The organism is [Rhizobium] kunmingense, assembly GCF_977018605.1.
Window position 1 is genome coordinate 1,234,749 of record NZ_CDRNXG010000002.1, and the last position, 24,421, is coordinate 1,259,169.

Sequence of the window (24,421 nt, forward strand, 5' to 3'; positions counted from 1 at the left end):
AGCCGGGGGCGCTGTTCGAGGCGCGCTCAACCGGCCGGCAAGGCAAGGCCCTTGCATATGGGAGTCAAAAGTACCTGCCCGGTCAAACGGGCAAGGATTGCATCGTTCGAAACGCATGAACGCCAACAATTCTAATAATAAAGGGAACAAGGATGACCACGAAGAACAGTGATTTCCACGCCAGCCGGCGTCAGGTCCTCGCCATGCTCGGTATCGGCGCCGCCGGAACCGCGATGTCCGGTCTGCTCGGCTCCGGCATTGCCCGCGCCCAGGACGCGCCGAAGGGCCAGATCGTTCTCGGCTTTTCGCAGGAGCCGACCGTCTTCAATCCGCATCTTCTCCATATCGAGGTGGATGAAGGCATCTATTTCGCGCTGTTCGACCCTTTGTTCGGCGTCGACGAGGGCGGCGAATTCTTCCCCTGCCTGGCTGCCGAAGTGCCGACGGTTGCCAATGGCGGCGTTTCCGAGGACGGGTTGAAATGGAAGGTGAAGCTGCGTGAAGGGGTGACTTGGCACGATGGCAAGCCGTTCACCGCCGAGGATGTGAAATTCACCATCGAGCTTTTGGTCAATCCGAATTTCAACAGCTGGCGCCATACCGGCCACGAGCTTGTTCGCGACCTGACCGTCGTGTCCGCGACCGAGCTGACCTGGACGATGGAAAAGCCCTATGCGCCCTATGCGTCGATCCTCGCGTCGACCTTCATCGTGCCGAAACACGCCTTCGACGGACAGTCGGATCTCAACAACGCGCCGTTCAACAATGCACCGATCGGTACCGGCCCCTACAAATGGACCCAGCGCGTTGCCGGCGACCATATCGAGATGGCGGCCAACACCGCCTATTATGGCGATGGTCCCTTCGTCGAGCGCCTGATCGTCAAGTACATTCCCGACCTGACGGTCATGTATACCCAGTTCAAGACCGGCGACCTCGACATTGTCGGTTTGCAGGGTATCACCGCCGATCACTACGAGGAGGCGTCAGCTCTTGCCGATCGCACCGTGGTGAAGGCGCCGGGCAGCCCGATCGAGACGTTCTCGCTCAATCTCGGCCTGCCGGTCTTCCAGGACAAGGCCGTGCGCCAGGCGCTCTACATGGCGGTCGACAAGGCGTCGATCATCGACGCGCTCTATTTCGGTCTGCCGGTCGCGACCGAAAGCTACATGCCGCAACAGGCCTATTACTACAATGCCGACCTGCCGAAGCACGAGTTCAACATCGAGAAGGCGAGCGCGCTTCTGGAAGAGGCGGGCTGGACGCTCGGAAGCGACGGCGTGCGCGTCAAGGACGGCTTGCGCCTGTCGTTTGAGAACTCGACGACGTCAGGCAACCATCTGCGCGAACAGATGCAGCAGTTCCTGCAGCAGACCTTTGCCCAGATCGGCGCCGAAATGACGATCCGCAACCTGCCGCCGGCCGTCATGTGGGGTGACCACTGGATGATGTCGCAGTTCCAGAGCGCGATTGCCGGCATCGTCTTCCTCACCGGCGGCGATCCCGACACGTCCGACTATTTCAGCTCCAGGTCCATCGCCGCGCAGGGCGGGGCGGGGCAGAATACCTGGCAGTGGAAGAACGAGGAAGTCGACAGGCTTCTGGCGGAAGGTGCCGCCATCTTCGTTCCCGAGGAACGCAAGAAGTCTTATGTCAGGATCCAGGAACTGATGCGCGAAGAACTGCCGTTCCTGCCGTTGCACCAGTTCACCGATCTGCGCGGCTTCAAGGCGGGTTTCGAGGGGTACGTGCCGAACGTCAACGTCCGCATCGACAGCTGGAACGTCAACAGCTGGCGCTGGAGCTGAGTGCTGCGGTCGGGCCTTTCGGCCCGACCGCTTCCTCCCCCGACCACCTCCTCCATGACCGCGACGACGGAGATCTGAAATGCTTCGCTTTCTGCTTGGCAGATTGGGGCAAAGCCTTGTCCTGCTTCTGATTGTGTCCCTGATCGGCTTTTGCGTATTGATGCTGGCGCCGGGTGGACCGATGTCGAAATTTGCGCTGACGCCGGGTATCAGCAAGGCGGATCTCGACCGTATCGCCCATGAGATGGGCCTCGACCGGCCGATCCTCATCCAGTATCTCGACTGGCTCTGGGGCCTGGTGCGCGGCGACTGGGGCAACTCCTTCCGCGACGGGCGTCCCGTGCTGTCGATCATCGGCGGCCATATGTTCGCCACCCTGCTTCTGATGGGAACGTCGACGGCAATCGCCATCGGCCTTGGCGTCTGGATCGGCATGAGGAGCGCCATCAAGCGCTATTCGGTCTTCGACTATTCGATGACGATTGCGACGATGGTCGCGCTCTCCATCCCGACCTTCTGGTTCGGCCTCGTCGCCATCTACATATTCTCGCTCAATCTCGGCTGGTTTCCGGCCGGTAACATGTACACGATCGGCGACCAGTCCTTCCTCGACTACGTGCACCACCTGATCCTGCCCTCGATGGTGCTTGCACTGGTCAATATCGCCGTCTGGAGCCGCTACATGCGCTCCTCCATGCTGGAGGCGATCGGCCAGGAATTCGTCAGGACGGCGCGTGCCAAGGGTGTGGCGACGAAGACCATCATGCGCCGGCATGTGGCCCGCAACGCGCTTCTGCCGATGATCACGCTTGCCGGGATGCAGATCCCGCAGCTGCTCGGCGGCGCGCTGGTGGCGGAAACCGTCTTCACCTGGCCCGGCATGGGCCGCCTCTTTCTCGATAGCCTCGGATACAGCGATTATCCGGTGATCATGGGGCTTTTGATGTTCTCGGCCATCCTGACCGTTTTCGGCAGCCTGCTTGCGGATCTCTGCTCGGCTTTCGTCGATCCGCGCATCCGGCTGGCGTGAGGAGAAAATCACATGGCAACAGTAGATCTCGTTCTTCCACCACGCCCGCGCAATCGCGTGGTCGCGCGCTTCATGAGCCACAAGCTGGCGGTCGTCGGCCTCGTCATCGTCCTGCTGCTCATCCTGGCCAGCATCGCCGGTCCATGGCTGATCCCCTATGACCAGCTCTATATCGACCTGCGGGCGCGCAATGCGCCGCCGTTGACCGGCGCCCATATCTTCGGGACCGATCCGCTCGGGCGCGATGTCGCGGCACGGCTGTTCATGGCCGGGCGCGTGTCACTGACCGCGGGCGTCGCGGCGATGCTGATCTCGACCGTCATCGGCGTGATCGTCGGCACGGTTTCGGGCTATTACGGCGGGCGCATCGGTGCGGCGCTGATGCGTATCGTCGACGGTTTTCTCGCCTTCCCGAGCGTCTTCCTGATGCTGACGCTCGCGTCCTTCCTGAAACCGAGCCCGCTGATGATCACCGTCATCATCGCCATCACCAGCTGGATGCAGGTCGCCCGCGTGGTGGATGCCGAGGTTCGCTCGCTTCGAAACCGCGAATTCGTGCTGGCGGCGACGATGCTCGGGCTGGCGCCCAACCGGGTGATGTTTCGCGAGATCCTGCCGAATGTGATGGGGCCGATCATCGTTTCGGCCAACCTGACGATCGCCAACGCCATTCTCCTGGAAGCCTACATCTCCTTCCTCGGCTACGGCATCCAGCCGCCGCTGCCATCCTGGGGCAACATGCTCAACGGCGCGCAGCAATATCTCGACAAGGCTCCCTGGCTTGCCATCGTTCCGGGCATGGCGATCACGCTTGCCGTGACAGGGTTCAACTTCGTCGGCGACGGGCTGCGCGATGCGCTCGACGTGCGCGGCGACGGAAAGTGAGGCCGACATGACCCCTGTCCTGACCGTCAACGATCTGACCGTAAGCCTGCCCAAGGTCGCCGACCGCGCGCATGCGGTGCAGAACATATCCTTCACGCTCGAAGCCGGCGAGATTCTCTGCATCGTCGGGGAATCCGGCTCCGGCAAGTCGGTCACGGCGAATGCCGTGATGGGACTGCTGCCGCCGCCATTGAAGATCGAGGGCGGATCGATCCGTCTGCATGACCGCGAGATCCTGACGCTGAGCGAGAAGGACCGGTCGGGTTTCAACGGCCGCGTCGTGTCGATGATCTTCCAGGATCCGCTGTCGGCCCTGAACCCGCTGATGACCGTCGGCCAGCAGGTCGAGGAGGTAATGCTGACCCATCCCGGCGCCGCGCCTGCGGATCGCTCCGCGCGTGTCGTTGAACTGCTGGAGATGGTCGGCCTGCCCAACCCGCCGGCCATGGCGCATCAGTATCCGTTCCGGCTTTCCGGCGGCCAGCGCCAGCGGGTGATGATCGCCATGGCGCTGGCGCTCGATCCCGACGTGCTGATTGCCGACGAGCCGACCACCGCACTCGACGTGACGACGCAGGCGCAGATCCTCGAGATCATCAAGCGCCTGCAGCGGCAGAAGAAGATGGCGGTGATGTTCATCACCCATGACTTCGGTGTCGTCGCCGATATCGCCGACAAGGTGATCGTCATGGAGAAGGGCAGGCTGATCGAGCAGGGTACGGCGGCCGAGGTGCTGCATGCGCCGAAGGAGCCCTATACGCAACGCCTGCTGGCGGCGATCCCGATGATGCGGACGGAGCCACGCGCCGCGGTGCGTGACGACGCGCCCGTCGTCCTCGACGTCAAGGATCTGCGCAAGACCTACAAGAGCGGCGGAGGCCTGTTCGGTAAGGCCCGCGTCGTGCAGGCGATCGACGGCGTCAGCCTGACGCTGCGCAAGGGCGAGACGATCGGCGTCGTCGGCGAATCCGGTTCGGGCAAGTCGACGCTCGGGCGGATGATCATGAAGCTGCTCGACAGCGATTCAGGCCAGATCATCCTCGACGGCGAGGATGTCGTGCCCTTGAAGGAGAGCCGTTTCCGGCCGAAACGGCCTTATATACAGATGGTCTTCCAGGACCCGTTCGCCTCGCTCAACCCGCGCCATTCGATCGAGCATTCGCTGATCTGCGGCCCGATGACTTTCGGGACCTCGCTGGGCGAGGCGCGGGCCAATGCCATCCGGCTTTTGAAGCGCGTCGGCCTGCCCGAGCAGGCGCTGGAGCGCTATCCGCACGAGTTTTCCGGCGGCCAGCGCCAGCGTATCGGCATTGCCCGCGCGCTGATGTTCAATCCGCTGCTGCTGATCGCCGACGAGGCGGTTTCGGCGCTCGATGTGTCCATCCAGGCTCAGGTGCTGCAGCTTCTCGACGAGATCCAGCAGGAGACCCGCATCGCGATGATGTTCATCACCCACGATCTGCGTGTCGCGAGCCAGATCTGCGACCGTATCGCGGTTCTGCAGCGGGGTCGTCTCGTCGAGCTTGCCCCGGCGCACGAACTCTTCTCGGCGCCGAAGGACCCCTACACGAAGAGCCTCGTGCACGCCATTCCGGGATGGAACGCCTGATGTCGAAGACGTGCCGAAATTCGCAAATCGAAAGCGCCGAGAGCCGGGAGTACCGATACCATGACCTATGATGCGGATGTCGGCGTCGTCGGGCTCGGCGCAATGGGAAGCATGACGGCCTGGCGGCTTGCCAAGCGGGGCGTCAGCGTGCTCGGCTGGGACCGGCTGGCGCCGGGCCACGACCAGAGCGCCTGCGGCGGCGAAAGCCGGATCTTCCGCACCGCCTACAAGGAAGGGCCTGCCTATGTGCCGCTTCTGATCCGCTCCCGCCACCTGTGGCAGGAACTGGAGGCGGAGACGGGCACGAGCCTGCTCAACCTCATCGGTGCGCTGTCGGTGGCGCGCGAGGACAGCGATTACATGCGCAATGTCATCGCGTCGTGCCGCAACTACGAGATCGACCACGAGATACTCTCCGCCGCGCAGGTGAAGGAGCGCTATCCCGTGCATACGCTCGAAGACGGCGAGACGGCGATACTCGACCGCTGGGCAGGCTATGTGCGGCCCGACCGGGCGGTGATGACGGCGGCGCGTCGGGCCGAGGAACTGGGAGCGAAACTGCACCGCTACACGCCGATCCGCGATATCCAGTTCGGTGCCGATGGCGCGACCGTCTATACCGACACGCAGGAGTGGCGGGTTCGCAAGCTGGTGATGACGCTCGGGCCGTGGACGCGGCACCTGCTGCCGGAAACGGCCGACAATCACAAGCTCGTACGGATTGTGCTCGCCTGGTATCGCACCGAGAACGAGGCGCTGTTCAGGCCGGACAAGTTCCCGGTCCTGCTTCGGCTTTCGCGCGATCTCGACATCTGCGCCTGGCCGATCATCGACGGGGATACTATGAAGATCGCCCGCAACGGATCGCATGACGTGTTCGAGGATGCCTCGAAGCTCGACCGCAATGTCAATCCGGAGTGGTTCGTCCGCTGGCGCCGGATGATCCGCACCTATCTGCCGGGCGTCATTCCCGATCCGGTCAGGATCGGCGCCTATATGGACAGCTGGACCGAGAGTGGCGACGCGGTCGTCGATCTGCATCCCGCCTGCTCCAATCTCGTCACGCTCTACGGATTTTCCGGTCACGGGTTCAAACTGTCGCCGATGTTCGGCGAGATCGCCGCGCGCCTGGCGCTGGAGGAAAAGGTCGAGGCCGACCTGTCGATCTTCAGGTCCCCGAAGCTTGGCCCGTTCGGCGCCATTCCGACGGCGGCGATCGCTCCCTGATTTCACGCAGGCCAACCAAGCCGGGCCAACCAGGCCAGGACAGACCCAGAAGGATCAGCCATGCCCAAGTTCTCGCCTTTCGATGCATCCTACTGGTTCGCATCGGCCCCGCCGGCCCCCGAGACGGAACGGCTTTCGGGTGAAAAGACCGTCGATGTCTGCATTGTCGGTGCCGGATATACCGGCATGACGACGGCGATCGAACTGGCCAGGAAGGGCGTGTCGGTGGCGATCCTCGAACGCGAGGAGGCGGGCTTTGGCGGTTCCGGCCGCAATGCCGGCCATTGCAGCCCGACATTCTCCTATTACGAACTGGACAAGGTGCGCTCGCTGGTCGGGCAGCCGTTCGCCGAGCGCCTGATCCAGCGCCAGACCCGCGCGGCCGACAAGGCCGCCGAGTATATCAGCCGCTACAATATCGATTGCGAATGGGTGCAGAACGGTCTGGTCATAGGTGCGATGCGGCCGGGCCATCTGCCGCATCTGCAGCACAAGGCGGACAGCTACAATGCGGTCGGCGCCCGCACCCGCGTGCTTGGCCGCGACGAGGCAATCGCCATTACCGGCTCGCCGCGCATGCATGGCGGCTGGCTTCACGAGGAGGGCGCGCATCTGCACCCGCTCAAATATGCACGCGGGCTTGCGCGCGCCGTCCTCTCCGAGGGCGTTTCCCTCTACACCGGCTCTCCGGCCACGGGCTGCGAGCGGCTGGGCGGCAAGTGGAAGGTGAAGAGCACGGCCGGCCATGTCATTGCCGACAAGGTGATCTTCGCCACCGGGGCCTACACTGTGGACGGCTGGCCGAAGCTCGAGAAAAGCTTCCGCATCATGCCGGTCTATGTCTGCGCGACCAATCCGCTGTCGGACACGTTGCGGGAGACGGTGATGCCGCGCAATACCTCGATGATCGACGGGCGCGGCGATTTCTACTGCTACAAATGGTCGGCGGACAACCGCATCATCGCCTCGATGTTCCTGATGGGGCCGCGCGGCCGCGACCTCGACTATACGAAGAAGGTGATGACCGACAAGCTGAAGTGGCTGCATCCGCAGATCACCGAGGAGGTGCGCTGGGACTATCTCTGGTTCGGCGAACTCGACATGCAGTACAAGACCGTCCCGCGCCTCTACGGGCTGGCGCCCGGTGTGGTCGCGCTGACCGGTCTTTCGGGCCGTGGCGTGCCGACCGGCACCATGCTTGGCGGCATTCTCGCCGACTGGGCGATCGGCGTTGCCGAAAAGGATCTCGACCTTCAGGTCGAGCCGCTTCAGGAAGCGCCGTGGTGGATGGATTACGGCCCGAACTACAAACTCCGCGAAATGCGCTTCGTCGACAATTTCATGAGCAAGCGCGGCGGCATCGAACTCCCCCCGCACCCCTGATCCACCCTGCAGACAAGGAAAAGCAGATGACCATCTATGCAAAAGTCAGCGATGACAGCGCCCTCATGGAAGCGGCGAAGGCCGAGGACGGCACCCAGTCCTATCGCACCATGATCTGGGTCGATGAGGGCGATGCCGATACGGCCACCAAGGCGGCGGTCTGGATCGCACCTCCGGGCACTTACGCGTATCCGGCCCGGCCGATTGCCGAAACCTTCATCGTCATCGAAGGCGAGGCGGATTGCCAGGTGGCGGGCGGCGAAATTCGCCGCATCGGCGCCGGTGATATCGTCACGATCCCGGTCAATGCCTCGATCACGCTGACCGTGCTAAAGGCTTTCCGCAAGTTTGCCATGGTCGTGCCGAAGGGCGGTGCCGGCAACGCCTGATCGCTGTCCGGCCGCATCGCCATACGCTGCGGCCGGATCAGTCACGGCGTGCCTGAAGGCATGAGGATAGATCGCGGTCGCCTGACCATTTTGGTCGGCGATGAGGAAAGGTAGAAATGGACAGGTTCGATGTCGCCGTGATCGGCGCGGGCATCAGCGGCTTGGCGACGGCCCATGCGCTGGCAAAATCCGGTGTGACGGTCGTTGTCGTCGACCGTTTCGGCCCGGCGGCCATGGCATCCGGCTGGACACTGGCGGGTGTCCGGCAATCGGGGCGTGATCCGGCTGAGATGCCGCTTGCCGTCGAGGCGGTCGCCATCTGGCAGACCTTGCACGAGGAACTCGACGGAGCAACGCACTATACCCGTCGCGGCAACCTGCGGCTCGCCCGCAACGAGGTGGAATACGGGCAGATCCGGTCAATGGTGGCCGAACAGCAGACCGCCGGGCTCGACCTTGCCTTCCTGCCGGACAATCAGGCCATTCGCGACATCGCGCCGGCCGTTTCCGAGGCCATTCCGGGGGCGTCCTTCTGCCCGACGGACGGTCATGCCGACCCACAGGCGGTGAGCGCCGCCTATATGGCTGCTCTCTCGCGTCTCGGTGTGACATTCGCCATGGGCGAGACGGTCGAAGCCATCGAGCTTGCCGGCGGCAAGGCGGTCGGACTGCGAACCTCCGCCCGAAGGATTGCCGTCGATCGCGTCGTTCTTGCCGGCGGCGTGCTTGGCAACAGCCTGCTTGAGCCGCTCGGCTTGAGCGTGCCGATCCGCACGCCGATGGTTGCCGTCATCCGCAGCGTGCCCATCGCCCCGGTGCTGGATCAGGTCATCGGTGTCTGCGGCGGCGACTGGGCCGGACGGCAGGAGGTCAACGGCCGCCTGCGCATCACCAGCGGCATGATCGACTGGTCGGGCAATATGGAGGTTCAAAAGACCGAAAATGGCGAGCGTCCGCTCGTCCGTCCGCCGCTTTCGAGCCTGAGCGAGATCATCGGCAAGCTCGATCTTCTTCTGCCGGGCCTGTCCGATACGCCGATCGAAGAGTGCTGGGCGGGGCTTCTCGACCTCACGCCGGACGCCTTGCCGGTTCTCGACCACGCGCCCGGTATCGACGGGCTTGTCGTCGGCATGGGCTTTTCCGGCCATGGCTTCTGCCTGGGGCCGGTGACCGGGCAGATCCTTGCCGATCTTGCCATGGGCCGCGCCTCCGGGCGCGACCTTTCCTCATTCACATTCAACCGATTTGGCGCCGACAGCCCGCAGGCGAAGCTGGAGCTTCACGGCTGACGCCGGCTGCCATTCCCAAGAGACAATTCCAGGAGTTCAAGACAATGCCCGGTCCTTTCGTCGTCCCGTTTCATGGAGATACCGACCTGCCGCAGAAAGTCGATGTCGTCGTCATTGGCGGCGGCATCATAGGTGCATCGACCACGCTCGAACTGGCCGAGCGCGGCTACAAGGTGGCGCTTTGCGAAAAGGGCGGGATCGGCCACGAACAATCGAGCCGCAACTGGGGCTGGGTCCGCATCACGCGCCGCGATCCGCGCGAAGTGCCGCTGATGGCGGAGGCGCTGCGCATCTGGCCGGGGATGAACGAAAGGCTTGGCCGGGATGTCGGCTATACCCGCGCCGGCATCACCTTCACCTGCCTGACCGACAAGGAGGTGGAGGACCATGCGCGCTGGATGAGCAATCTCGAAGGCTATCAGCTCGACACCAAGATGCTGACGCCGCAGCAGTTCGCCGAGATGAATCCCGGCTCGAAGCTGGATATCAAGGGCGCGCTCTATACATCGGTGGATGGTCGTGCCGAACCGCAGAAGGCGGCACCCGCCGTTGCCGAGGGCGCCCGCGACCGGGGCGCCCATGTGATGACCGAATGCGCGGTGAGGGGGATCGATACGAAGGCCGGCAAGGTTTGCGGCGTGTTCACCGAGCGTGGCTACATTGCCTGCGATGCGGCGGTGCTGGCCGGCGGCGCATGGTCGAGCCTGTTTGCCGGCAATGCAGGCATCCGCCTGCCGCAGCTCAAGGTGATCAATTCCGTCATCCGCACCAAACCGCTTGAAGGCGGGCCGGACTCGGCGATCTGGACCAATGGCTTTGCCATTCGCAAGCGCCAGGACGGCGGCTATACGGTTGCCAACGGCTTCGAAAACATCGCCGACATCGTGCCCGACAGTTTCCGCTTCCTGCGTGAATTCCTGCCGGCGCTCGGCCATGAATGGCGTTCACTGCGGCTGCGCGGCGGGCTGGGCTTTCTCGACGAGGCGCGGCTGCCGCGGCGCTGGAAGATGGATGAGGCCTCTCCCTTCGAATATAACCGGGTTCTCGACCCGAAACCGTCCTTCAGCCTGCAGGACCAGGCGCTGGCGAACCTGCGCAAGGCCTTCCCCGCCTTCGAAAAGGCCGAGATCGCCCAGCGCTGGGCGGGCAAGATCGACGTTACCCCGGATGCGATCCCGGTGATTTCCGGTGTCGATCAGGTGCCGGGCTTCTTCATTGCCACGGGGTTCTCTGGCCACGGCTTTGGCATCGGCCCGGCGGCAGGCCGGCTGATGGCCGACATCGTCACCGGGGTCGCGCCGCTGGTCGACCCACATGCCTTCCGGTTCAGCCGGTTTTCCGATGGTTCGAAGGTGCGGATCATCACCGGATTCTAGAGCACCCGGACGGCATCCAAGTTCCGGGCAGGTTTGCGGACCTGCCCGGAACCGATCGAGGGTGGCAGCGCGTTGACGCCTTCCGTTAGCCGGCGATCAGCGCCGGGCGCGACAGGCCCAGATGATCACGCAGGGTCGAGCCTGAATATTCGGTGCGGAACAGGCCGCGTTCCTGCAGGATCGGTACGACGAGCTGGGTAAAGTCCTCCAGCCCTTCCGGGAAGAAGGGCGGCATGACGTTGAAGCCGTCGGCGGCGCGGCCGTCGAACCATTCCTGCATGCGGTCGGCGACCTCGACCGGGGTGCCGAGCACGATATGATGGCCGCGGCCGGCGGCAACGCGCAGCGCCAGCTGGCGGATCGTCAGGTTCTCGCGGCGGGCAAGTGCCGTCAGAAGCTCGGCGCGGCTGCGCAGCTGGTCTGAAATCGGCAGGTCCGGCAGGGGACCGTCCGGGTCATAATCGCCGAGGCTGTGGCCGATGCGCTCTTCCAGAAGCGGCATGGCGCTCTTGAGAACGGTCCACTGGTCGAGTTCGGCCAGCTTTTCAGCCGCTTCCTTTTGCGTGCGCCCGATGACCGGCAGGAAGCCGGGCATGACGGCGACATCGTCGGCGCGGCGGCCGAACTTTTCGATGCGGCCCTTGAGGCTCTTGTAGAAGGCCTGTGCTTCCGCCAGGCTCTGCTGGGCGGTGAACACCACGTCGGCGGTGCGGGCGGCAAGATCCTGGCCGGGGCCTGAGGAGCCTGCCTGGATGAGGATCGGGTGTCCCTGCGGCGAGCGCGGGATATTGAGCGGGCCTTTTACCGAGTAATATTTGCCCGTGTGATCGAGCAGGTGAACCTTGGACGGGTCGGCGTAGACACCGGTGTCCTTGTTTTTGATGAAGGCGTCGTCATCCCAGCTGTCCCACAGGCCGCGCACCACATCGACGAATTCTTCCGCCACCGCGTAACGCTCGTCATGCTCCGGGTGCGACTTGGAGAAATTGTTGGCCGTGCGGGCGTAGGAGGTGGTGACGATGTTCCAGGCGGCGCGGCCATGGCTCAGGTGGTCGATCGAAGAGAAGGCGCGCGCCGTGTGGTAGGGCTCGCCATAGGTGGTGGAGGCGGTGGCTGCCAGGCCGATCTTGTCGGTCACCAGCGCGAGCGCTGCCAGCAATGTCAGAGGCTCGAAACGGGCGATGGTTGAGGGATGCGCATCGACGCCGCTGGTCAGGCCATCGGCCAGAAACACCATGTCAAATTTCGCCTGTTCGGCGATCTGCGAGACGCGGCGCAGAAGGTCGAAGTTTTCGCTGCCGGCTTCGGCCTTGGGATGACGCCAGCCGGAAACGTGGTGGCCGGCACCCTGCAGGAACAGGCCGAGATGGATTTGTCTCTTGGCACTCATTGCGTCACTCATGGCAAAATCTTTCGTCAAACTGGGTTCTGGTTGAGCAGGGCGAGCAGCCGGCCAAGGTCGGCCTCGCTCGTCATGCTGCGAACAAGGGCTGGAATGTCGGCGAAGGCCGGGTTGGCGGCGGTCGCGTCACGGAATTTTTCGGTCGGATCGGTCACGCCCGGCAGGCCGTCGAAACGACGGTTGATCGTGCTGCCGTCTTCAAGGGCGATATCGAGGATGACAAAGCGGGTGGCCGGATCGCTCGACATGCGCGGCGACGTCTCGTCATGGCGGCGGCCGGCGCGGGTGGCGAGCGTCATGATACGCTGGTCGACCGGGCGTTCGTCGAAATGATCGAGCCTGAGCGCACCATCGATCAGAGCCGCGGAAAACACGTATTCCGGGCTGAAGCGCGCTTCGATGCCATTGGTGGGGTTGGTCACGACCAGAGCGGCGTCAGCGCCGGGAGGATAGGTGAAGGTGATCTTCTCGATCCGCGCTGCATCCAGACCCTCGCGGTGAAGGTCTATGCCCAGCGAGGCGACCGGATGGCTGGCCGTGCAGCAGGGATAGGCCTTCAGCGTCAGCCCGGGCGAAACGATCTGCCAGGGCGAACCCCAGTTGTGGCTTGTCAGTTCCGGCTTGCCTGCGCCGAAGGCATAGGCGGAATGGAAGCCGACCGGATTGTCGAGGAAATCGGGCGCCCCACCAAACCCTGCGGCCGCTAGTCTTGCGGCCAGAAGGCCGGAGCGGGCCGCCATGCCGGCGTGATAGGGTTTTGCATCGAAGCCGAATTGCAGCCGCAGGCCGGATGCCTGTGTTGCGGCAAGGCCGAGCGCGACCGCGGTTTCATGCACCGAGGCCTGGCTCAGGTGGCAGATGGCGGCGGCAACACCGATCGGGCCGAGTGTCGCGGTGGCGTGAAAACCATTCTCGTAATGTCTTGAGCCGAGCGAGAGGCCAAGCCGCGCCATCGCTTCCAGTCCGACCACATAGGAAGCAACAAGGGCTTCGGCGGAAAACCGGCGCTCGGCAGCAAGCGCAAGCAGTGCCGGAACGATGACCGTTGTCGGATGGCCGCGGACGCTTGAATGAACATCGTCATAATCCAGCACATGGCCGGCATAGGCGTTGACGACGGCTGCGGCCAGCGGGTCGGCCTTGCCATTGCTGCCGACGAGGATCGCATTCCCCGGCAGATCCCCGCCGACGGCCTTCGCAAGAACGCCGGTCGTGCGGTCGGCAGCACCGGCAATCGTGCAGGCGAGAAAATCGATGATCGCCGTGCGGGCTGCATCCATGGCCGCGCGATCAAGGGTGGGATCGGAATTGACGATGGCTGCGGCAAAGGCGCTGGTCAGCGGAGCGTTGGCCATGCTCAAATTCCCTCGCCGTCGCGTACCGAACCGCGCCCGCCCGACAGGCCGCCGACGAACTGGCGGATGCGCGGATTGTCGGAATGGTGAAAGATCTGCTGCGGCGAGCCGTGATCGACGATCAGGCCGTTTTCGGTGAAGACGACCGTATCGCTGATCTCTTCGGCGAAACGCATTTCATGGGTGACGAGAATGCTGGTCATGCCGTCGCGGATGAGGTCGCGGATCACCCACAGAACCTCGCCCACGGTTTCCGGGTCGAGCGCCGAGGTGACTTCGTCGAACAGGACGAGTTCCGGTTTCATGGCAAGCGCACGCGCAATCGCCACGCGCTGCTGCTGACCGCCGGACAGCTGGCCCGGATAGGCATCGGCCTTTTCCGACAGCCGCACTTTTTCCAGCAGTTCGCGGGCAAGCTTTACGGTGGCGGTTTTGTCGGCGCCGAGAATGCGGGTGGGCGCCAGCACGATGTTTTCGAGCACGGTCAGATGCGGGAAGAGATTGTATTGCTGGAAGACGATGCCGACGCGCTTGCGCAACTCGATCCGTTCGCTTTCCTTCGTCAGCTCGTCCACGCGCGTGCCGGCAACGGTGATCCTGCCGCGCTGCGGCGTCACCAGCGCATTGATGCAGCGCAGGAGCGTCGACTTGCCCGATCCGGACGGACCGATGATCGAAACCGCATCGCCCTTGTTGATGGTCAGGTCGATGCCCTTCAGCACCTGCGTCTGGCCGAAGGACAGATGAACGTCTTCCAGCTTCACGATCGCGGTGTCGGCGGATGTAGTCATGATCAAATTCCTTCAGCCCGCATTGAAGCGCTGTTCGAGGCGGCGTGTCAGGCGGGAAATCGGGTAGCAAAGCGTAAAAAAGGCGGCCATCACCACGACATAGGCGATGATGGTGAAATCGAGCCGGCGCACGGCGGTGCTGGCATCGGTCGCCGCATGCATGAGTTCATGCACGCCGACCAGCGAAGCAAGCGAGGTGCCCATGGCCATCGACGAGGCGACATTCATCCAGGGCGGCAGCGAGCGTCGCACGCATTGCGGCAGGATGACGTAACGGAGTGCCTGGATGCGCGAACAACCCAGCCCCTTGGTGGCTTCCCACTGTGTCGTGGGAATGGACAGAACGGCGCCACGGGTGATTTCGGCGATATAGGCGCTGGAGAGGATGGCAAGGCCGATCACCGCCTTGACCCAATCGGGAAACGGCAGGTAGTTGCCGAACACGACGATCTCGAACGGGAAAATGTAGGTGGTGGCGAAGATCAGCACCAGTGCCGGGGCATTGCGGAAGATCTGCACATAGGTTGCGGCCGGCCAGCGGACGAACCAGTAGGGGGCGAGCTGCATCAGGCCCAAAAGCACGCCGGCCGTGGTGCCGAGCGTGATGGCGCAGACGGCGATGAGGATGTTCATCGAAAAGCCGGAGGCGAGATAGGGGATCCACTCCACCAGTTCGCGGCCGAGCGACAGGTCGATCAACGACCAGACGACGACCAGCAGCGGCAGGGCCACGAAGCCGACATAGCGCAGTACGAGGCTGCTTTTTCTGGGTGTCTGTATCGCTGTCATGCTCATAGCCCGTACCCCGAAATGGCGAGCCTGCGCTCCACCCATTGGCCGATGCGGGCCACGACGAAATTAATCAGGCTGAAGAAGGCGAGAAGCACGATCATCAGCTCCACGACATTGTCGCGCTGCGTCCAGACCATGATCGAGGCATAGGTGATTTCGCTGACCGCGATGGCATTGCCGACGGTGGTGGATTTGACGAGGTTGATCAGCCCGTTGACGATCGCCGGCAGAGAGGCCCGGAAGGCGAGCGGGATCTGTACGTAACGCAGGATTTCGAACTGGCTGAAGCCCATGCCGCGCGCGGCCTCGATCATCGAGGCCGGCACGGATTCGATGCCGGCGCGGATGGCTTCCGCATGGAGGGCGGCGATATGCAGGCCGACGACCGCCACAACCCAGAAGAACGGCGAAAGCGGGTTGTTCTGGGCGCCGCCGAACAGGTTGGAGACGACGGTGTTGAGGACGAGAAAGCTGAACATCAGCTGCACCAGCGTCGGCGTGTTGCGGGTCAGTTCCACGAACGCGCGCACGGGTGCAGAAAGCCACAGCCTGCCCGAGGTGAGGCAGCCGGCGAAGATCAGGCCAAAAATCAGGCTGACGGGAATGGTGACGGCAACCAGATAGAGCGTGGTGATGAACCCGTCACGCCAGATCTGCGCCTCGTAGCCCGTCGCCAGAAACTCGTAATTGAGGCCCAGCCTGCCCGTCAGATCGACGAACAGGCTGGTAAGGTTCATATCCTGCATGTGGCTTTACCGCAGCTTCCGCTTACTGGGCGGCGGAAAGCTTCTTGTTCTCTTCCTCGAGATACTTGGTGTTGAGCAAACGGTTGGCCTTGGCCAGCTCAAGCATCTTGCCGGAAGCATGCAGCTTCTTGACGGCTTCATCAAGTGCAGTCTGCGTGTCTGCCTCGCCCTTGCGCAGCCAGATGACGCTATCGGACGGGATCAGTTCGGTCGGGAAGGGGATGGCATAGTCCTTCCATTCGTCAGCCCGGTCTACCAGCAGCAGGCCGACGGTCGCGCCGACATGGACTGCAGCGACGCAATTGCCGCCCTGCAACGCCAGCAGCGATTCCGGCTGGCTGGGGAGACCCTTGACGACGGCGCCATATTCTTCCGCCAGCGGCTGCGCGTAGTTGGAGCCCTGCGAGATGCAGACCGGCTTACCCTTGAGGTCGGCCCAGTCCTTAAGGCCGCTGTCCTTGCGCACTACGGCAGCACCGCCGGCGCGGTCGTAAGGTGTCGGCACGTAGTCGAGAACCTTGGCGCGCTCTTCGGTATACTGCATGTTGGCGATAAGGATATCGACCTTGCCCTGCTGCAGGAACTGGACACGGTTGGGCGGCGTCACCGTCACCGTTTCCAGCTCTACGCCGAGATCGGCTGCCAGCGCCTTGGCGATATCGACATTGTAACCCTTCTGCTCCTGCGACTTCGGATCGATGAAGCCGAACGGTGCGCCCGAGAGGATGACGCCGACGGTGAGCTTGCCGCGGCCCTTGATACGATCCAGCGTCGCATCGGCAGAGGCCTGGGTGGCGGCCAGCGTCGCGATCGACAGGGCAAGTCCGAAAACGGTTTTGGTGACGGCTTTGACAAACATCAAATGGCTCCTTGTTTGGCGCGCAACTTAACCAAAGCTCAAAGTCGCCACGAGAAACGATGTTCCACAATTGATCCTTTTCGGAGAAAGGGCCGCCATCCTGAGCCGCAAAGGAAATGCTTTTTTCTCACGTCTCTGCCTTGCTGCCGCGATCGACAAGACGCACGTCTCTGGCGAGAGGGAAAACTCGATGGCCGTTTGACCACACGCGGCCTCCATGCGCTTTCCCGGTGGAGTGCCTGCGGAGGCAATGATTGTCGGGCGGTCATTGTGGCGATCGGCAGATTTCGAAACTTCCCTGAGGATGAGGCTTCATAGTTGTTGACGGATTTTCCGTCTCGTCTACTATATCTAGTGTTCGAGGTTCTTCCGATTCGCATCGGAAGCTAAGACGGGAATACGGTGCGTGAGGCCCTGAAAGGCCGAGCAATGCCGAAGCTGCCCCCGCAACTGTAAGCGGCGAGCATCCGGTCGATTTGTCCACTGACGCATAAGGCGTTGGGAAGGCGGATCGGATGCGACGACCCGCGAGCCAGGAGACCTGCCTCAAGCGAAAACGTCCACGGGCGGGGTGTCCGGAAGGTAGCGTGAGCGTGCGGGATGTTTCCGTGCGTGCGCCTTCCCCGGCAGTCCGCATGAGCCACTTCGGGGTGAAGTCCATGAGTTCGAGTTTCCATATACGTCAGCGCGAATGACGGGCGTTTAAGCGTCCGGCAAGCGTCAGCGTCTGCCTTCATCTCAGGTTATTTGCCCGGACATCTGCGGATGTCCGAGTGCTTTGTCGCGCCTATCAACAAGGGACCATCATGATGATTACCGTCTACAGCAAGCCCGCCTGCGTTCAGTGCACGGCGACCACCCGCGCGCTCGATCGCCAGGGGATCGACTACAGCGTCGTCGACGTTTCCGTCGACGCGGAAGCCTATGAGCTGGTGCAGGGCCTCGGCTATCGGCAGGTGCCGGTCGTAGTCGCCGGCGAGCAGCATTGGGCGGGGTTCCGCCCCGACATGATCAGCAGCCTGTTGCCCGCCATGGCGTGAGCGGGATGGGTGGCCTGATCTATTTTTCCACCAAGTCGGAAAACACCCACCGTTTCGTCGAAAAACTGGGGCTTGGCGCCCTACGCATCCCGATCGACAGCGATGATGCGCTCGCAGCCGACGCCCCCTTTGTTCTGATCGTCCCGACCTATGGCGGCGGCGAGAACAGGGGCGCTGTGCCCAAACAGGTGATCCGCTTTCTCAACGACGCGGACAACCGCAAGCAAATCCGCGGCGTGATTGCCGCCGGCAACACAAACTTCGGTGCCGCCTTCGGCCGCGCCGGCGACATTATCTCCGCCAAGTGCACGGTGCCGCTACTCTATCGGTTCGAGCTTCTCGGCACTGCGGAGGATGTCGATCACGTCAAACACGGATTGGAACGATTTTGGACGCGACAAGCTCTATTACAATGCGGGATGGGAGCGTGAAGTCCTCCGCCTCTTCCCAGCCGAAAGCGTCGATGAAGGCGGCCGAGGCCGGGCTCGACTATCACGCGCTCAACGCCATGCTCAATCTCTACGACGAGAATGGCAGGATCCAGCTCGACAGGGACCGCGAGGCGGCGAAGCAGTATTTTCTTCAGCACGTGAACCAGAATACCGTGTTCTTCCACAATCTCAGGGAGAAGCTCGATTACCTGGTGACGGAAGGCTATTACGAGCAGGAGGTTCTGGACCAGTATGCGTTCAATTTCGTCCGCGACCTGTTCGACCATGCCTATGAGAGAAAATTCCGTTTCCCCACCTTCCTCGGCGCGTTCAAATATTACACCTCCTACACGCTGAAGACCTTTGACGGAAAACGCTATCTGGAGCGTTACGAAGACCGTATCTGCATGGTGGCGCTGGCGCTGGCGCGCGGTAACGAGGCGCTTGCCCGCGATATGGTCGACGAAATCATTTCCGGCCGTTTCCAGCCGGCGACGCCGACCTTTCTCAATGCCGGCAAGAAGCAGCGCGGCGAGCTGGTGTCCTGCTTCCTGCTGCGGATCGAAGACAATATGGAGAGCATCGCGCGCGGCATCAATTCGGCGCTGCAGCTTTCCAAGCGCGGCGGCGGTGTCGCCTTGTCGCTCACCAACCTTCGCGAAGCCGGAGCACCGATCAAGCAGATCGAGAACCAGTCATCCGGTGTCATTCCAGTGATGAAGCTGCTGGAGGATTCCTTCTCCTACGCCAACCAGCTGGGTGCGCGTCAGGGCGCGGGTGCCGTCTACCTCAACGCCCACCATCCCGACATCATGCGCTTCCTCGATACCAAGCGCGAGAATGCAGATGAAAAGATCCGCATCAAGACGCTGTCGCTCGGCGTCGTGGTGCCCGACATCACGTTCGAACTCGCCAAGAACAACGAGGATATGTACCTGTTCTCGCCCTATGACGTGGAACGCGTCTATGGCGTCGCGTTCAGCGAGATCTCGGTGACGGAAAAATACGAGGAGATGGTTGCCGACAGCCGGATCAAAAAGAAGAAGATCAAGGCCCGCGAATTCTTCCAGGTGATCGCCGAAATCCAGTTCGAAAGCGGCTATCCCTACATCATGTTCGAGGACACGGTGAACCGTGCCAACCCGATTGCCGGGCGTATCACCATGAGCAATCTGTGCTCCGAAATCCTGCAGGTCAGCGATGCCAGCACTTATGGCGCCGATCTTTCCTACGAGCATATGGGCAAGGATATTTCCTGCAATCTCGGCTCGCTCAATATCGCGGCAGCGATGGACAGTGCCGATTTCGGCAAAACGATCGAGACCGCGATCCGGGCGCTGACGGCGGTCTCCGACATGAGCGACATCACCTCGGTGCCTTCGGTTGCCAAGGGCAATGCGGACAGTCATGCGATCGGCCTCGGCCAGATGAACCTGCATGGCTATCTCGCCCGTGAACGGATCTTCTACGGCTCCGAAGAAGGCGTCGATTTCACCAACATGTATTTCTACACGGTGACCTATCACGCCATCCGGGCGTCGAACCGGCTGGCGGTCGAGCGTGGCCAGAGTTTCAAAGGTTTCGAGAACTCGAAATACGCCTCCGGTGAGTATTTCGATAAATACACCGGACAGGAATGGAAGCCGGCTACGGAACGCGTCGCCGAACTTTTCGAACAGGCGAGCATTCATATCCCGACACAGGAGGACTGGCAGGAATTGAAGGCCGCCGTGATGGAGGGCGGGCTCTATAACCAGAACCTGCAGGCCGTGCCGCCGACCGGGTCGATCTCCTATATCAACCACTCGACCTCCTCGATCCATCCGATCGTCTCCAAGATCGAGATCCGCAAGGAGGGCAAGATCGGCAGGGTCTATTACCCGGCGGCCTATCTGACCAACGACAATCTCGATTACTATCAGGATGCCTACGAGATCGGGCCCGAGAAGATCATCGACACCTATGCGGCGGCCACCCAGCATGTCGACCAGGGCCTGTCACTGACGCTGTTCTTCCGCGACACCGCCACGACCCGCGACATCAACCGGGCGCAGATCTATGCGTGGAAGAAGGGCATCAAGACAATTTATTACATCCGCCTTCGCCAGATGGCGCTGACCGGCACGGAAGTGCAGGGCTGCGTATCGTGTGCACTTTGATTTGAGATCGGTGTCCGCCTCTGCCCTCATCCGCCTGCCGGCACCTTCTCCCCGTAAACGGGGCGAAGGGACTATGCCGCAGCCTCGCCGTTTCCTTCAGGAACCAACACCATGAACATCGCCGTCAAACCCGCCGCCGCTATCCGCGCCATCAACTGGAACCGTATCGAGGACGACAAGGATCTCGAAGTCTGGAACCGGCTGACCAGTAATTTCTGGCTGCCGGAAAAGGTGCCGCTCTCCAACGACATTCCGTCCTGGGCGACACTGAAACCCAACGAGCAGCAGCTCACCATCCGTGTCTTTACCGGCCTTACCCTGCTCGACACGATCCAGAACGGTGTCGGTGCCGTGCGGCTGATGCAGGATGCCGCCACCCAGCATGAGGAGGCGGTACTCTCCAACGTCTCGTTCATGGAAGCGGTGCATGCGCGCTCCTATTCCTCTATCTTTTCCACCTTTTGCTCGACGCCCGATGTCGACGACGCGTATCGCTGGTCGGAGGAAAACGAGTTCCTGCAGAAGAAGTCGGCGTTGATCATGGCGCAATATGAAAGTGGCGATCCTCTGAAGAAGAAGGTCGCATCCGTCTTCCTCGAAAGCTTTCTGTTCTATTCCGGCTTCTACCTGCCGATGTACTGGTCGAGCCGCGCAAGGCTTACCAACACCGCCGACCTGATCCGGCTGATCATCCGCGACGAGGCGGTGCATGGCTATTACATCGGCTACAAGTTCCAGCGCGCCGTCGCGCTTCTATCCGAGGCCAAGCGCCAGGAGATCAAGGATTTCGCCTTCGACCTGCTGCTGGAGCTTTACGACAACGAAGCGAAATATACCGAGGCGCTGTATGACGGCGCCGGTCTGACCGAGGACGTGAAGAAGTTTCTGCATTACAACGCCAACAAGGCGCTGATGAATCTGGGCTACGAGGCGCTTTTCCCGGCCGAGGCCTGCAAGGTCAATCCGGCGATCCTCTCGGCCCTGTCTCCCAATGCCGACGAGAACCACGACTTTTTCTCCGGTTCCGGCTCGTCCTATGTGATCGGCAAGGCTGTCGCCACCGAGGACGATGACTGGGATTTCTGACCCATCGGCAAGCGCCTCAGCCCCAGGCCTCGTTCATGGTTTCGGCGAGAAAATCGATCATGGCGCGGACCCTCCGCGCCATCTGTCTTTTTGAGGGGTAAACGATCTGGACCGGCAGGCCGGCCGCATCCTGACCGCCGAAGATCTGGATCAATGTGCCTTGGGAGAGCGCCTGACGGGCGTAGATCGCCGGGGTCTGGGTAATGCCGATACTGGCGACCGCCGCATCGATCATGGCTTCGCCATTGGTGAAGGTCGCCACCGCATGACGCGTGTCGACCGCGATCTCCTCTCGGCCCACGCGGTAGAGCATGGGACGTGGGCGACCGCTTCCCGTCATGAATGCCATGAGGCGATGATGATGCAGATCCTCGACATGCTGCGGCAGGCCAAGCTTCTCGGCGTATCGGGGTGACATGTAGGTCCCGAGCCTGATCCGGCCGAGTGGCCTGACGATCATTTCGGAATCGTTGAGATTGCCGACCCGTATTGCCAGGTCGACGCCTTCGGCGATCAGATTGACGTAATGGTCGTTCATCCGCAATTCCACCGTCAGCCTTGGATGCTGCTGCATGAAGGCGGAGAGGCGGGTCATGAACAGTGCGCGGCCAAGCGTGGTGGGCATGTCTATGCGCACCACGCCCGCCAGATCGCCGGGCTTGCCTCCGACTGCCGCCTGCATGTCGTCGAGTTCAGTCAGCCAGTTCCGTGCCCGGCCGTAAAGTGCCATGCCCTCGTCCGTCAGGGCGACATTGCGGGTGGTGCGGTTCAGGAGCCGGGAGCCCAGTCTTTCTTCAAGCCGCCGGATCGACTTCGACAGGGCGGAAGGGGCCTGTCCGAGCGATTCCGCCGCCCGCACGAAACTCAGCGTTTCTGCCACGCGGATGAATTCTTCAAGGCCAACGAGCTTGCGCAGCAAGCGATCATCATTGCTCATAGGGAAATGGTCTCTTGCCTGTTCTGCCATTTATAAGCGATTTTATCAGCAATAGATCATGGTGCCGAAGAGGTAAAATCAAAGGATTGCGCAATGAAGGCTGTTATCGCGACGGAACAGGGCGGTACCGATGTTCTCAAGCTGGTCGATCTTCCCATGCCGGAACCGCAAGCCGGGCAGGTGAGGGTGAAGATCATGACGACCAGCCTCAACCCCATCGATACGAAGGTTCGCAAGGCGCGCCTGCCGATGACGCCGGAACATTTTCCGGCGATCCTGCAAAGCGACTTTGCCGGTGTCATCGACATGGTCGGTCCGGGCGTGACCAAATTCGCGGCCGGCGATGACGTGTTCGGCTTTGCGGGCGGCTTCCGCGGCCCGCATGGTGACGTCGCAGGGGCTCTGGCCGAATATGCGGTATACGACGTGGCGTTTGTCGCCCGCAAACCGCGCAATCTCGACTTTCGCGCCGCAGCCGCACTGCCGCTGACGGCCAGCACCGCCTGGAAGGCCCTGTTCGACAAGACCCGGATCACGCCTGAAAGCCGTGTTCTCATCACCGGCGGTGCCGGCGGGGTCGGTCACATGGCGGTCCAGATGGCTTCGGCCGCCGGAGCGTATGTAGTTGCCGCCACCCGTTCGGCCGAAAGCGCTGAGGTTGCGGGCGCGGCCGGTGCACGTGCCTGCGTCGATCTGTCGAACGAGACGGCCGTCGATATCGTTACAGCGCACACGCAGGGGCGCGGTTTCGATGTGATCTTCGATACGGTGGGCGGTGCGGCACTCGACGCGGCTTTCCAGATGATCAAGCCCGCCGGTGATGTCGTAACCGTCGTCGGTGCAGCCTCCCACAATCTGGCGCCGCTGTATCTGAAGGGTGCCAATCTTCACATGGTCCTGGTTCTGCTGCCGATGATGCGCGGCCTGGGTATCGAGCGGCATGCCGAGATACTCGACATCATTGCCGGACTGGCCGAGGAAGGCAGGCTTGCGCCACGCCTCGACACCGAACGCTTCGGCCTTGCCGACGCAGCCGCTGCGCATGCCCGCTACGAGGCGGGGCAGGCCAAAGGCAAGATCGTCATCGATATCGCCGGTTAGCGCACACGCGGCGCTGAATATCCTTAAGTTTGCGAACAGGCCCGAAAATCGATCCCGATCTTCGGGCCTGTTCCGTTGGATTTGCACCGGCGCTGTTGGTATCGAGGGTGCTGAATGCAACGGATGTAAAAGCGTCTTCTGTTGATGGCGTATCGGTTGCTGGCCTAGGGTCGGGGTCGGGGTAGGGTCGGGGGCGTTGATAGGCGGCTCTCAGTCGAGAAAAATACAGGCAATAAGGCTGACGGACTGGCGCCCTCGTAGCGTCGGGACCGCCAGAGGGAAGTCTGCAGAACGTAATTCTCTGGCCTTGACCGTCAGTTCGATATATCCAATTGAATACATCGAACTGACGCGGAGGGCAGCATGCTCAAGAATCTTACCTATCTGGTTGCGCTTGCGGAAGAAAAGCACTTCGCGCGCGCAGCCGAGGTTTGTCAGGTTGCACAGCCGACCTTGTCCATCGGCATCCGTAATCTCGAACGCGATTTATCGGCGCGTCTCGTCGTTCGCGGCAGCCGGTTCAACGGCCTCACGGCCGAAGGTGAACTCGCCCTGCAATGGGCGCGGCGGATACTTCTCCACTACAGAAGCATGCTGCTTGACCTGGATGGGGGTTTCGACCAGCCGGTCACCGGCATCGGTAAAGCTTTGAACGGGCACAGGCCCTCCGAGAACCGGCAGAAAAGCGACCGTGTATCGGCGGGCGACGTTGGTCGGTCGGCCTGA

22 protein-coding genes and 1 riboswitch are annotated in these 24,421 nt (G+C 62.2%); of the genes, 15 read left to right on the top strand and 7 right to left on the bottom strand.

The features are described from left to right. Positions 1-152 precede the first annotated feature (152 nt). The 9 genes from AC0JZ4_RS24075 to AC0JZ4_RS24115 all read left to right on the top strand — a co-directional run bounded on the left by AC0JZ4_RS24075 (position 153) and on the right by AC0JZ4_RS24115 (position 10,996). Positions 153-1,808 (top strand): peptide ABC transporter substrate-binding protein, encoded by a 1,656-nt coding sequence (locus AC0JZ4_RS24075; protein ID WP_471888988.1) that lies wholly within the window; start codon positions 153-155, stop codon positions 1,806-1,808. A gap of 79 nt (positions 1,809-1,887) precedes the next feature. Next, positions 1,888-2,838 (top strand): ABC transporter permease, encoded by a 951-nt coding sequence (locus AC0JZ4_RS24080; RefSeq protein WP_471888989.1) that lies wholly within the window; start codon positions 1,888-1,890, stop codon positions 2,836-2,838. Positions 2,839-2,850: 12 nt separating this feature from the next. Next, positions 2,851-3,723 carry an ABC transporter permease gene (locus AC0JZ4_RS24085; RefSeq protein ID WP_471888990.1) on the top strand — a complete coding sequence of 291 codons (873 nt, stop codon included), beginning with the start codon at positions 2,851-2,853 and terminating at the stop codon, positions 3,721-3,723. A 7-nt stretch (positions 3,724-3,730) separates the two neighbouring features. After that, positions 3,731-5,332, top strand: coding sequence for an ABC transporter ATP-binding protein (locus AC0JZ4_RS24090; RefSeq protein WP_471888991.1), 1,602 nt, complete (start codon positions 3,731-3,733; stop codon positions 5,330-5,332). A gap of 60 nt (positions 5,333-5,392) precedes the next feature. Continuing rightward, the gene (gene solA, locus AC0JZ4_RS24095) at positions 5,393-6,559 is read left to right on the top strand and encodes an N-methyl-L-tryptophan oxidase (RefSeq protein WP_471888992.1); all 1,167 of its coding nucleotides are present in this window, start codon (positions 5,393-5,395) and stop codon (positions 6,557-6,559) included. Positions 6,560-6,619: 60 nt separating this feature from the next. After that, entirely contained in the window at positions 6,620-7,942 is a 1,323-nt protein-coding gene (locus AC0JZ4_RS24100) for an NAD(P)/FAD-dependent oxidoreductase (RefSeq protein ID WP_471888993.1), read from the top strand. Between the two features lie 26 nt (positions 7,943-7,968). Continuing rightward, complete coding sequence (locus tag AC0JZ4_RS24105) at positions 7,969-8,331, top strand: cupin domain-containing protein (protein ID WP_471888994.1); 363 nt, start codon at positions 7,969-7,971, stop codon at positions 8,329-8,331. A 116-nt stretch (positions 8,332-8,447) separates the two neighbouring features. Further along, positions 8,448-9,620: an NAD(P)/FAD-dependent oxidoreductase gene (locus AC0JZ4_RS24110; RefSeq protein ID WP_471888995.1), complete on the top strand. Its 1,173-nt coding sequence runs from the start codon at positions 8,448-8,450 to the stop codon at positions 9,618-9,620. 44 nt (positions 9,621-9,664) lie between these two features. After that, entirely contained in the window at positions 9,665-10,996 is a 1,332-nt protein-coding gene (locus AC0JZ4_RS24115; protein WP_471888996.1) for an NAD(P)/FAD-dependent oxidoreductase, read from the top strand. An 85-nt stretch (positions 10,997-11,081) separates the two neighbouring features. Here AC0JZ4_RS24115 and AC0JZ4_RS24120 read toward each other — a convergent pair whose 3' ends face one another. From AC0JZ4_RS24120 to AC0JZ4_RS24145, 6 genes are read right to left on the bottom strand one after another with little or no spacing between them, the layout of a single operon-like run. Continuing rightward, positions 11,082-12,386, bottom strand: coding sequence for an LLM class flavin-dependent oxidoreductase (locus tag AC0JZ4_RS24120; RefSeq protein WP_471889088.1), 1,305 nt, complete (start codon positions 12,384-12,386; stop codon positions 11,082-11,084). 26 nt (positions 12,387-12,412) lie between these two features. After that, positions 12,413-13,753 (bottom strand): MmgE/PrpD family protein, encoded by a 1,341-nt coding sequence (locus tag AC0JZ4_RS24125; RefSeq protein WP_471888997.1) that lies wholly within the window; start codon positions 13,751-13,753, stop codon positions 12,413-12,415. A gap of 2 nt (positions 13,754-13,755) precedes the next feature. Beyond that, complete coding sequence (locus tag AC0JZ4_RS24130; protein ID WP_471888998.1) at positions 13,756-14,544, bottom strand: amino acid ABC transporter ATP-binding protein; 789 nt, start codon at positions 14,542-14,544, stop codon at positions 13,756-13,758. A gap of 12 nt (positions 14,545-14,556) precedes the next feature. After that, positions 14,557-15,339 (bottom strand): amino acid ABC transporter permease, encoded by a 783-nt coding sequence (locus tag AC0JZ4_RS24135; RefSeq protein ID WP_471888999.1) that lies wholly within the window; start codon positions 15,337-15,339, stop codon positions 14,557-14,559. Continuing rightward, on the bottom strand, positions 15,336-16,082 hold the full coding sequence (locus AC0JZ4_RS24140; RefSeq protein WP_471889000.1) for an amino acid ABC transporter permease: 747 nt from the start codon (positions 16,080-16,082) through the stop codon (positions 15,336-15,338). Before AC0JZ4_RS24140 ends, AC0JZ4_RS24135 begins: the two co-directional genes overlap by 4 nt. A gap of 22 nt (positions 16,083-16,104) precedes the next feature. Then, entirely contained in the window at positions 16,105-16,941 is an 837-nt protein-coding gene (locus tag AC0JZ4_RS24145; RefSeq protein WP_471889001.1) for a transporter substrate-binding domain-containing protein, read from the bottom strand. Positions 16,942-17,285: 344 nt separating this feature from the next. Beyond that, positions 17,286-17,504: riboswitch (cobalamin riboswitch) on the top strand. A 243-nt stretch (positions 17,505-17,747) separates the two neighbouring features. Between AC0JZ4_RS24145 and nrdH the strand changes: the two genes are divergently transcribed. The 4 genes from nrdH (at position 17,748) to nrdF (ending at position 21,657) form a co-directional block, all read left to right on the top strand. Further along, positions 17,748-17,981: a glutaredoxin-like protein NrdH gene (nrdH, locus tag AC0JZ4_RS24150; RefSeq protein WP_471889002.1), complete on the top strand. Its 234-nt coding sequence runs from the start codon at positions 17,748-17,750 to the stop codon at positions 17,979-17,981. Between the two features lie 5 nt (positions 17,982-17,986). After that, complete coding sequence (gene nrdI, locus AC0JZ4_RS24155; protein WP_471889003.1) at positions 17,987-18,412, top strand: class Ib ribonucleoside-diphosphate reductase assembly flavoprotein NrdI; 426 nt, start codon at positions 17,987-17,989, stop codon at positions 18,410-18,412. Between the two features lie 32 nt (positions 18,413-18,444). Next, positions 18,445-20,571, top strand: coding sequence for a class 1b ribonucleoside-diphosphate reductase subunit alpha (gene nrdE / locus AC0JZ4_RS24160; protein ID WP_471889089.1), 2,127 nt, complete (start codon positions 18,445-18,447; stop codon positions 20,569-20,571). Between the two features lie 111 nt (positions 20,572-20,682). Next, on the top strand, positions 20,683-21,657 hold the full coding sequence (gene nrdF / locus AC0JZ4_RS24165; protein WP_471889004.1) for a class 1b ribonucleoside-diphosphate reductase subunit beta: 975 nt from the start codon (positions 20,683-20,685) through the stop codon (positions 21,655-21,657). 16 nt (positions 21,658-21,673) lie between these two features. On the opposite strand, the gene AC0JZ4_RS24170 is transcribed toward nrdF, so the two are convergent. Next, positions 21,674-22,594 (bottom strand): LysR family transcriptional regulator, encoded by a 921-nt coding sequence (locus AC0JZ4_RS24170; protein ID WP_471889005.1) that lies wholly within the window; start codon positions 22,592-22,594, stop codon positions 21,674-21,676. A 93-nt stretch (positions 22,595-22,687) separates the two neighbouring features. Here AC0JZ4_RS24170 and AC0JZ4_RS24175 point away from each other — a divergent pair, with 93 nt between their 5' ends. Next, positions 22,688-23,695 carry a zinc-binding dehydrogenase gene (locus tag AC0JZ4_RS24175; RefSeq protein WP_471889006.1) on the top strand — a complete coding sequence of 336 codons (1,008 nt, stop codon included), beginning with the start codon at positions 22,688-22,690 and terminating at the stop codon, positions 23,693-23,695. 363 nt (positions 23,696-24,058) lie between these two features. Continuing rightward, positions 24,059-24,421, top strand: coding sequence for a LysR family transcriptional regulator (locus AC0JZ4_RS24180; protein WP_471889007.1), 363 nt, complete (start codon positions 24,059-24,061; stop codon positions 24,419-24,421).

Coding starts and splice junctions, on each gene's coding strand:
- AC0JZ4_RS24075 (WP_471888988.1), top strand. CDS start 153: ATGACCACGAAGAACAGTGATTTCCACGCCAGCCGGCGTCAGGTCCTC.
- AC0JZ4_RS24175 (WP_471889006.1), top strand. CDS start 22,688: ATGAAGGCTGTTATCGCGACGGAACAGGGCGGTACCGATGTTCTCAAG.
- AC0JZ4_RS24100 (WP_471888993.1), top strand. CDS start 6,620: ATGCCCAAGTTCTCGCCTTTCGATGCATCCTACTGGTTCGCATCGGCC.
- AC0JZ4_RS24110 (WP_471888995.1), top strand. CDS start 8,448: ATGGACAGGTTCGATGTCGCCGTGATCGGCGCGGGCATCAGCGGCTTG.
- AC0JZ4_RS24105 (WP_471888994.1), top strand. CDS start 7,969: ATGACCATCTATGCAAAAGTCAGCGATGACAGCGCCCTCATGGAAGCG.
- AC0JZ4_RS24125 (WP_471888997.1), bottom strand. CDS start 13,753: ATGGCCAACGCTCCGCTGACCAGCGCCTTTGCCGCAGCCATCGTCAAT.
- nrdI (WP_471889003.1), top strand. CDS start 17,987: ATGGGTGGCCTGATCTATTTTTCCACCAAGTCGGAAAACACCCACCGT.
- AC0JZ4_RS24140 (WP_471889000.1), bottom strand. CDS start 16,082: ATGCAGGATATGAACCTTACCAGCCTGTTCGTCGATCTGACGGGCAGG.
- AC0JZ4_RS24180 (WP_471889007.1), top strand. CDS start 24,059: ATGCTCAAGAATCTTACCTATCTGGTTGCGCTTGCGGAAGAAAAGCAC.
- AC0JZ4_RS24115 (WP_471888996.1), top strand. CDS start 9,665: ATGCCCGGTCCTTTCGTCGTCCCGTTTCATGGAGATACCGACCTGCCG.
- AC0JZ4_RS24080 (WP_471888989.1), top strand. CDS start 1,888: ATGCTTCGCTTTCTGCTTGGCAGATTGGGGCAAAGCCTTGTCCTGCTT.
- AC0JZ4_RS24145 (WP_471889001.1), bottom strand. CDS start 16,941: ATGTTTGTCAAAGCCGTCACCAAAACCGTTTTCGGACTTGCCCTGTCG.
- nrdF (WP_471889004.1), top strand. CDS start 20,683: ATGAACATCGCCGTCAAACCCGCCGCCGCTATCCGCGCCATCAACTGG.
- AC0JZ4_RS24090 (WP_471888991.1), top strand. CDS start 3,731: ATGACCCCTGTCCTGACCGTCAACGATCTGACCGTAAGCCTGCCCAAG.
- solA (WP_471888992.1), top strand. CDS start 5,393: ATGACCTATGATGCGGATGTCGGCGTCGTCGGGCTCGGCGCAATGGGA.
- AC0JZ4_RS24130 (WP_471888998.1), bottom strand. CDS start 14,544: ATGACTACATCCGCCGACACCGCGATCGTGAAGCTGGAAGACGTTCAT.
- nrdE (WP_471889089.1), top strand. CDS start 18,445: ATGAAGGCGGCCGAGGCCGGGCTCGACTATCACGCGCTCAACGCCATG.
- AC0JZ4_RS24170 (WP_471889005.1), bottom strand. CDS start 22,594: ATGAGCAATGATGATCGCTTGCTGCGCAAGCTCGTTGGCCTTGAAGAA.
- AC0JZ4_RS24120 (WP_471889088.1), bottom strand. CDS start 12,386: ATGAGTGCCAAGAGACAAATCCATCTCGGCCTGTTCCTGCAGGGTGCC.
- nrdH (WP_471889002.1), top strand. CDS start 17,748: ATGATGATTACCGTCTACAGCAAGCCCGCCTGCGTTCAGTGCACGGCG.
- AC0JZ4_RS24135 (WP_471888999.1), bottom strand. CDS start 15,339: ATGAGCATGACAGCGATACAGACACCCAGAAAAAGCAGCCTCGTACTG.
- AC0JZ4_RS24085 (WP_471888990.1), top strand. CDS start 2,851: ATGGCAACAGTAGATCTCGTTCTTCCACCACGCCCGCGCAATCGCGTG.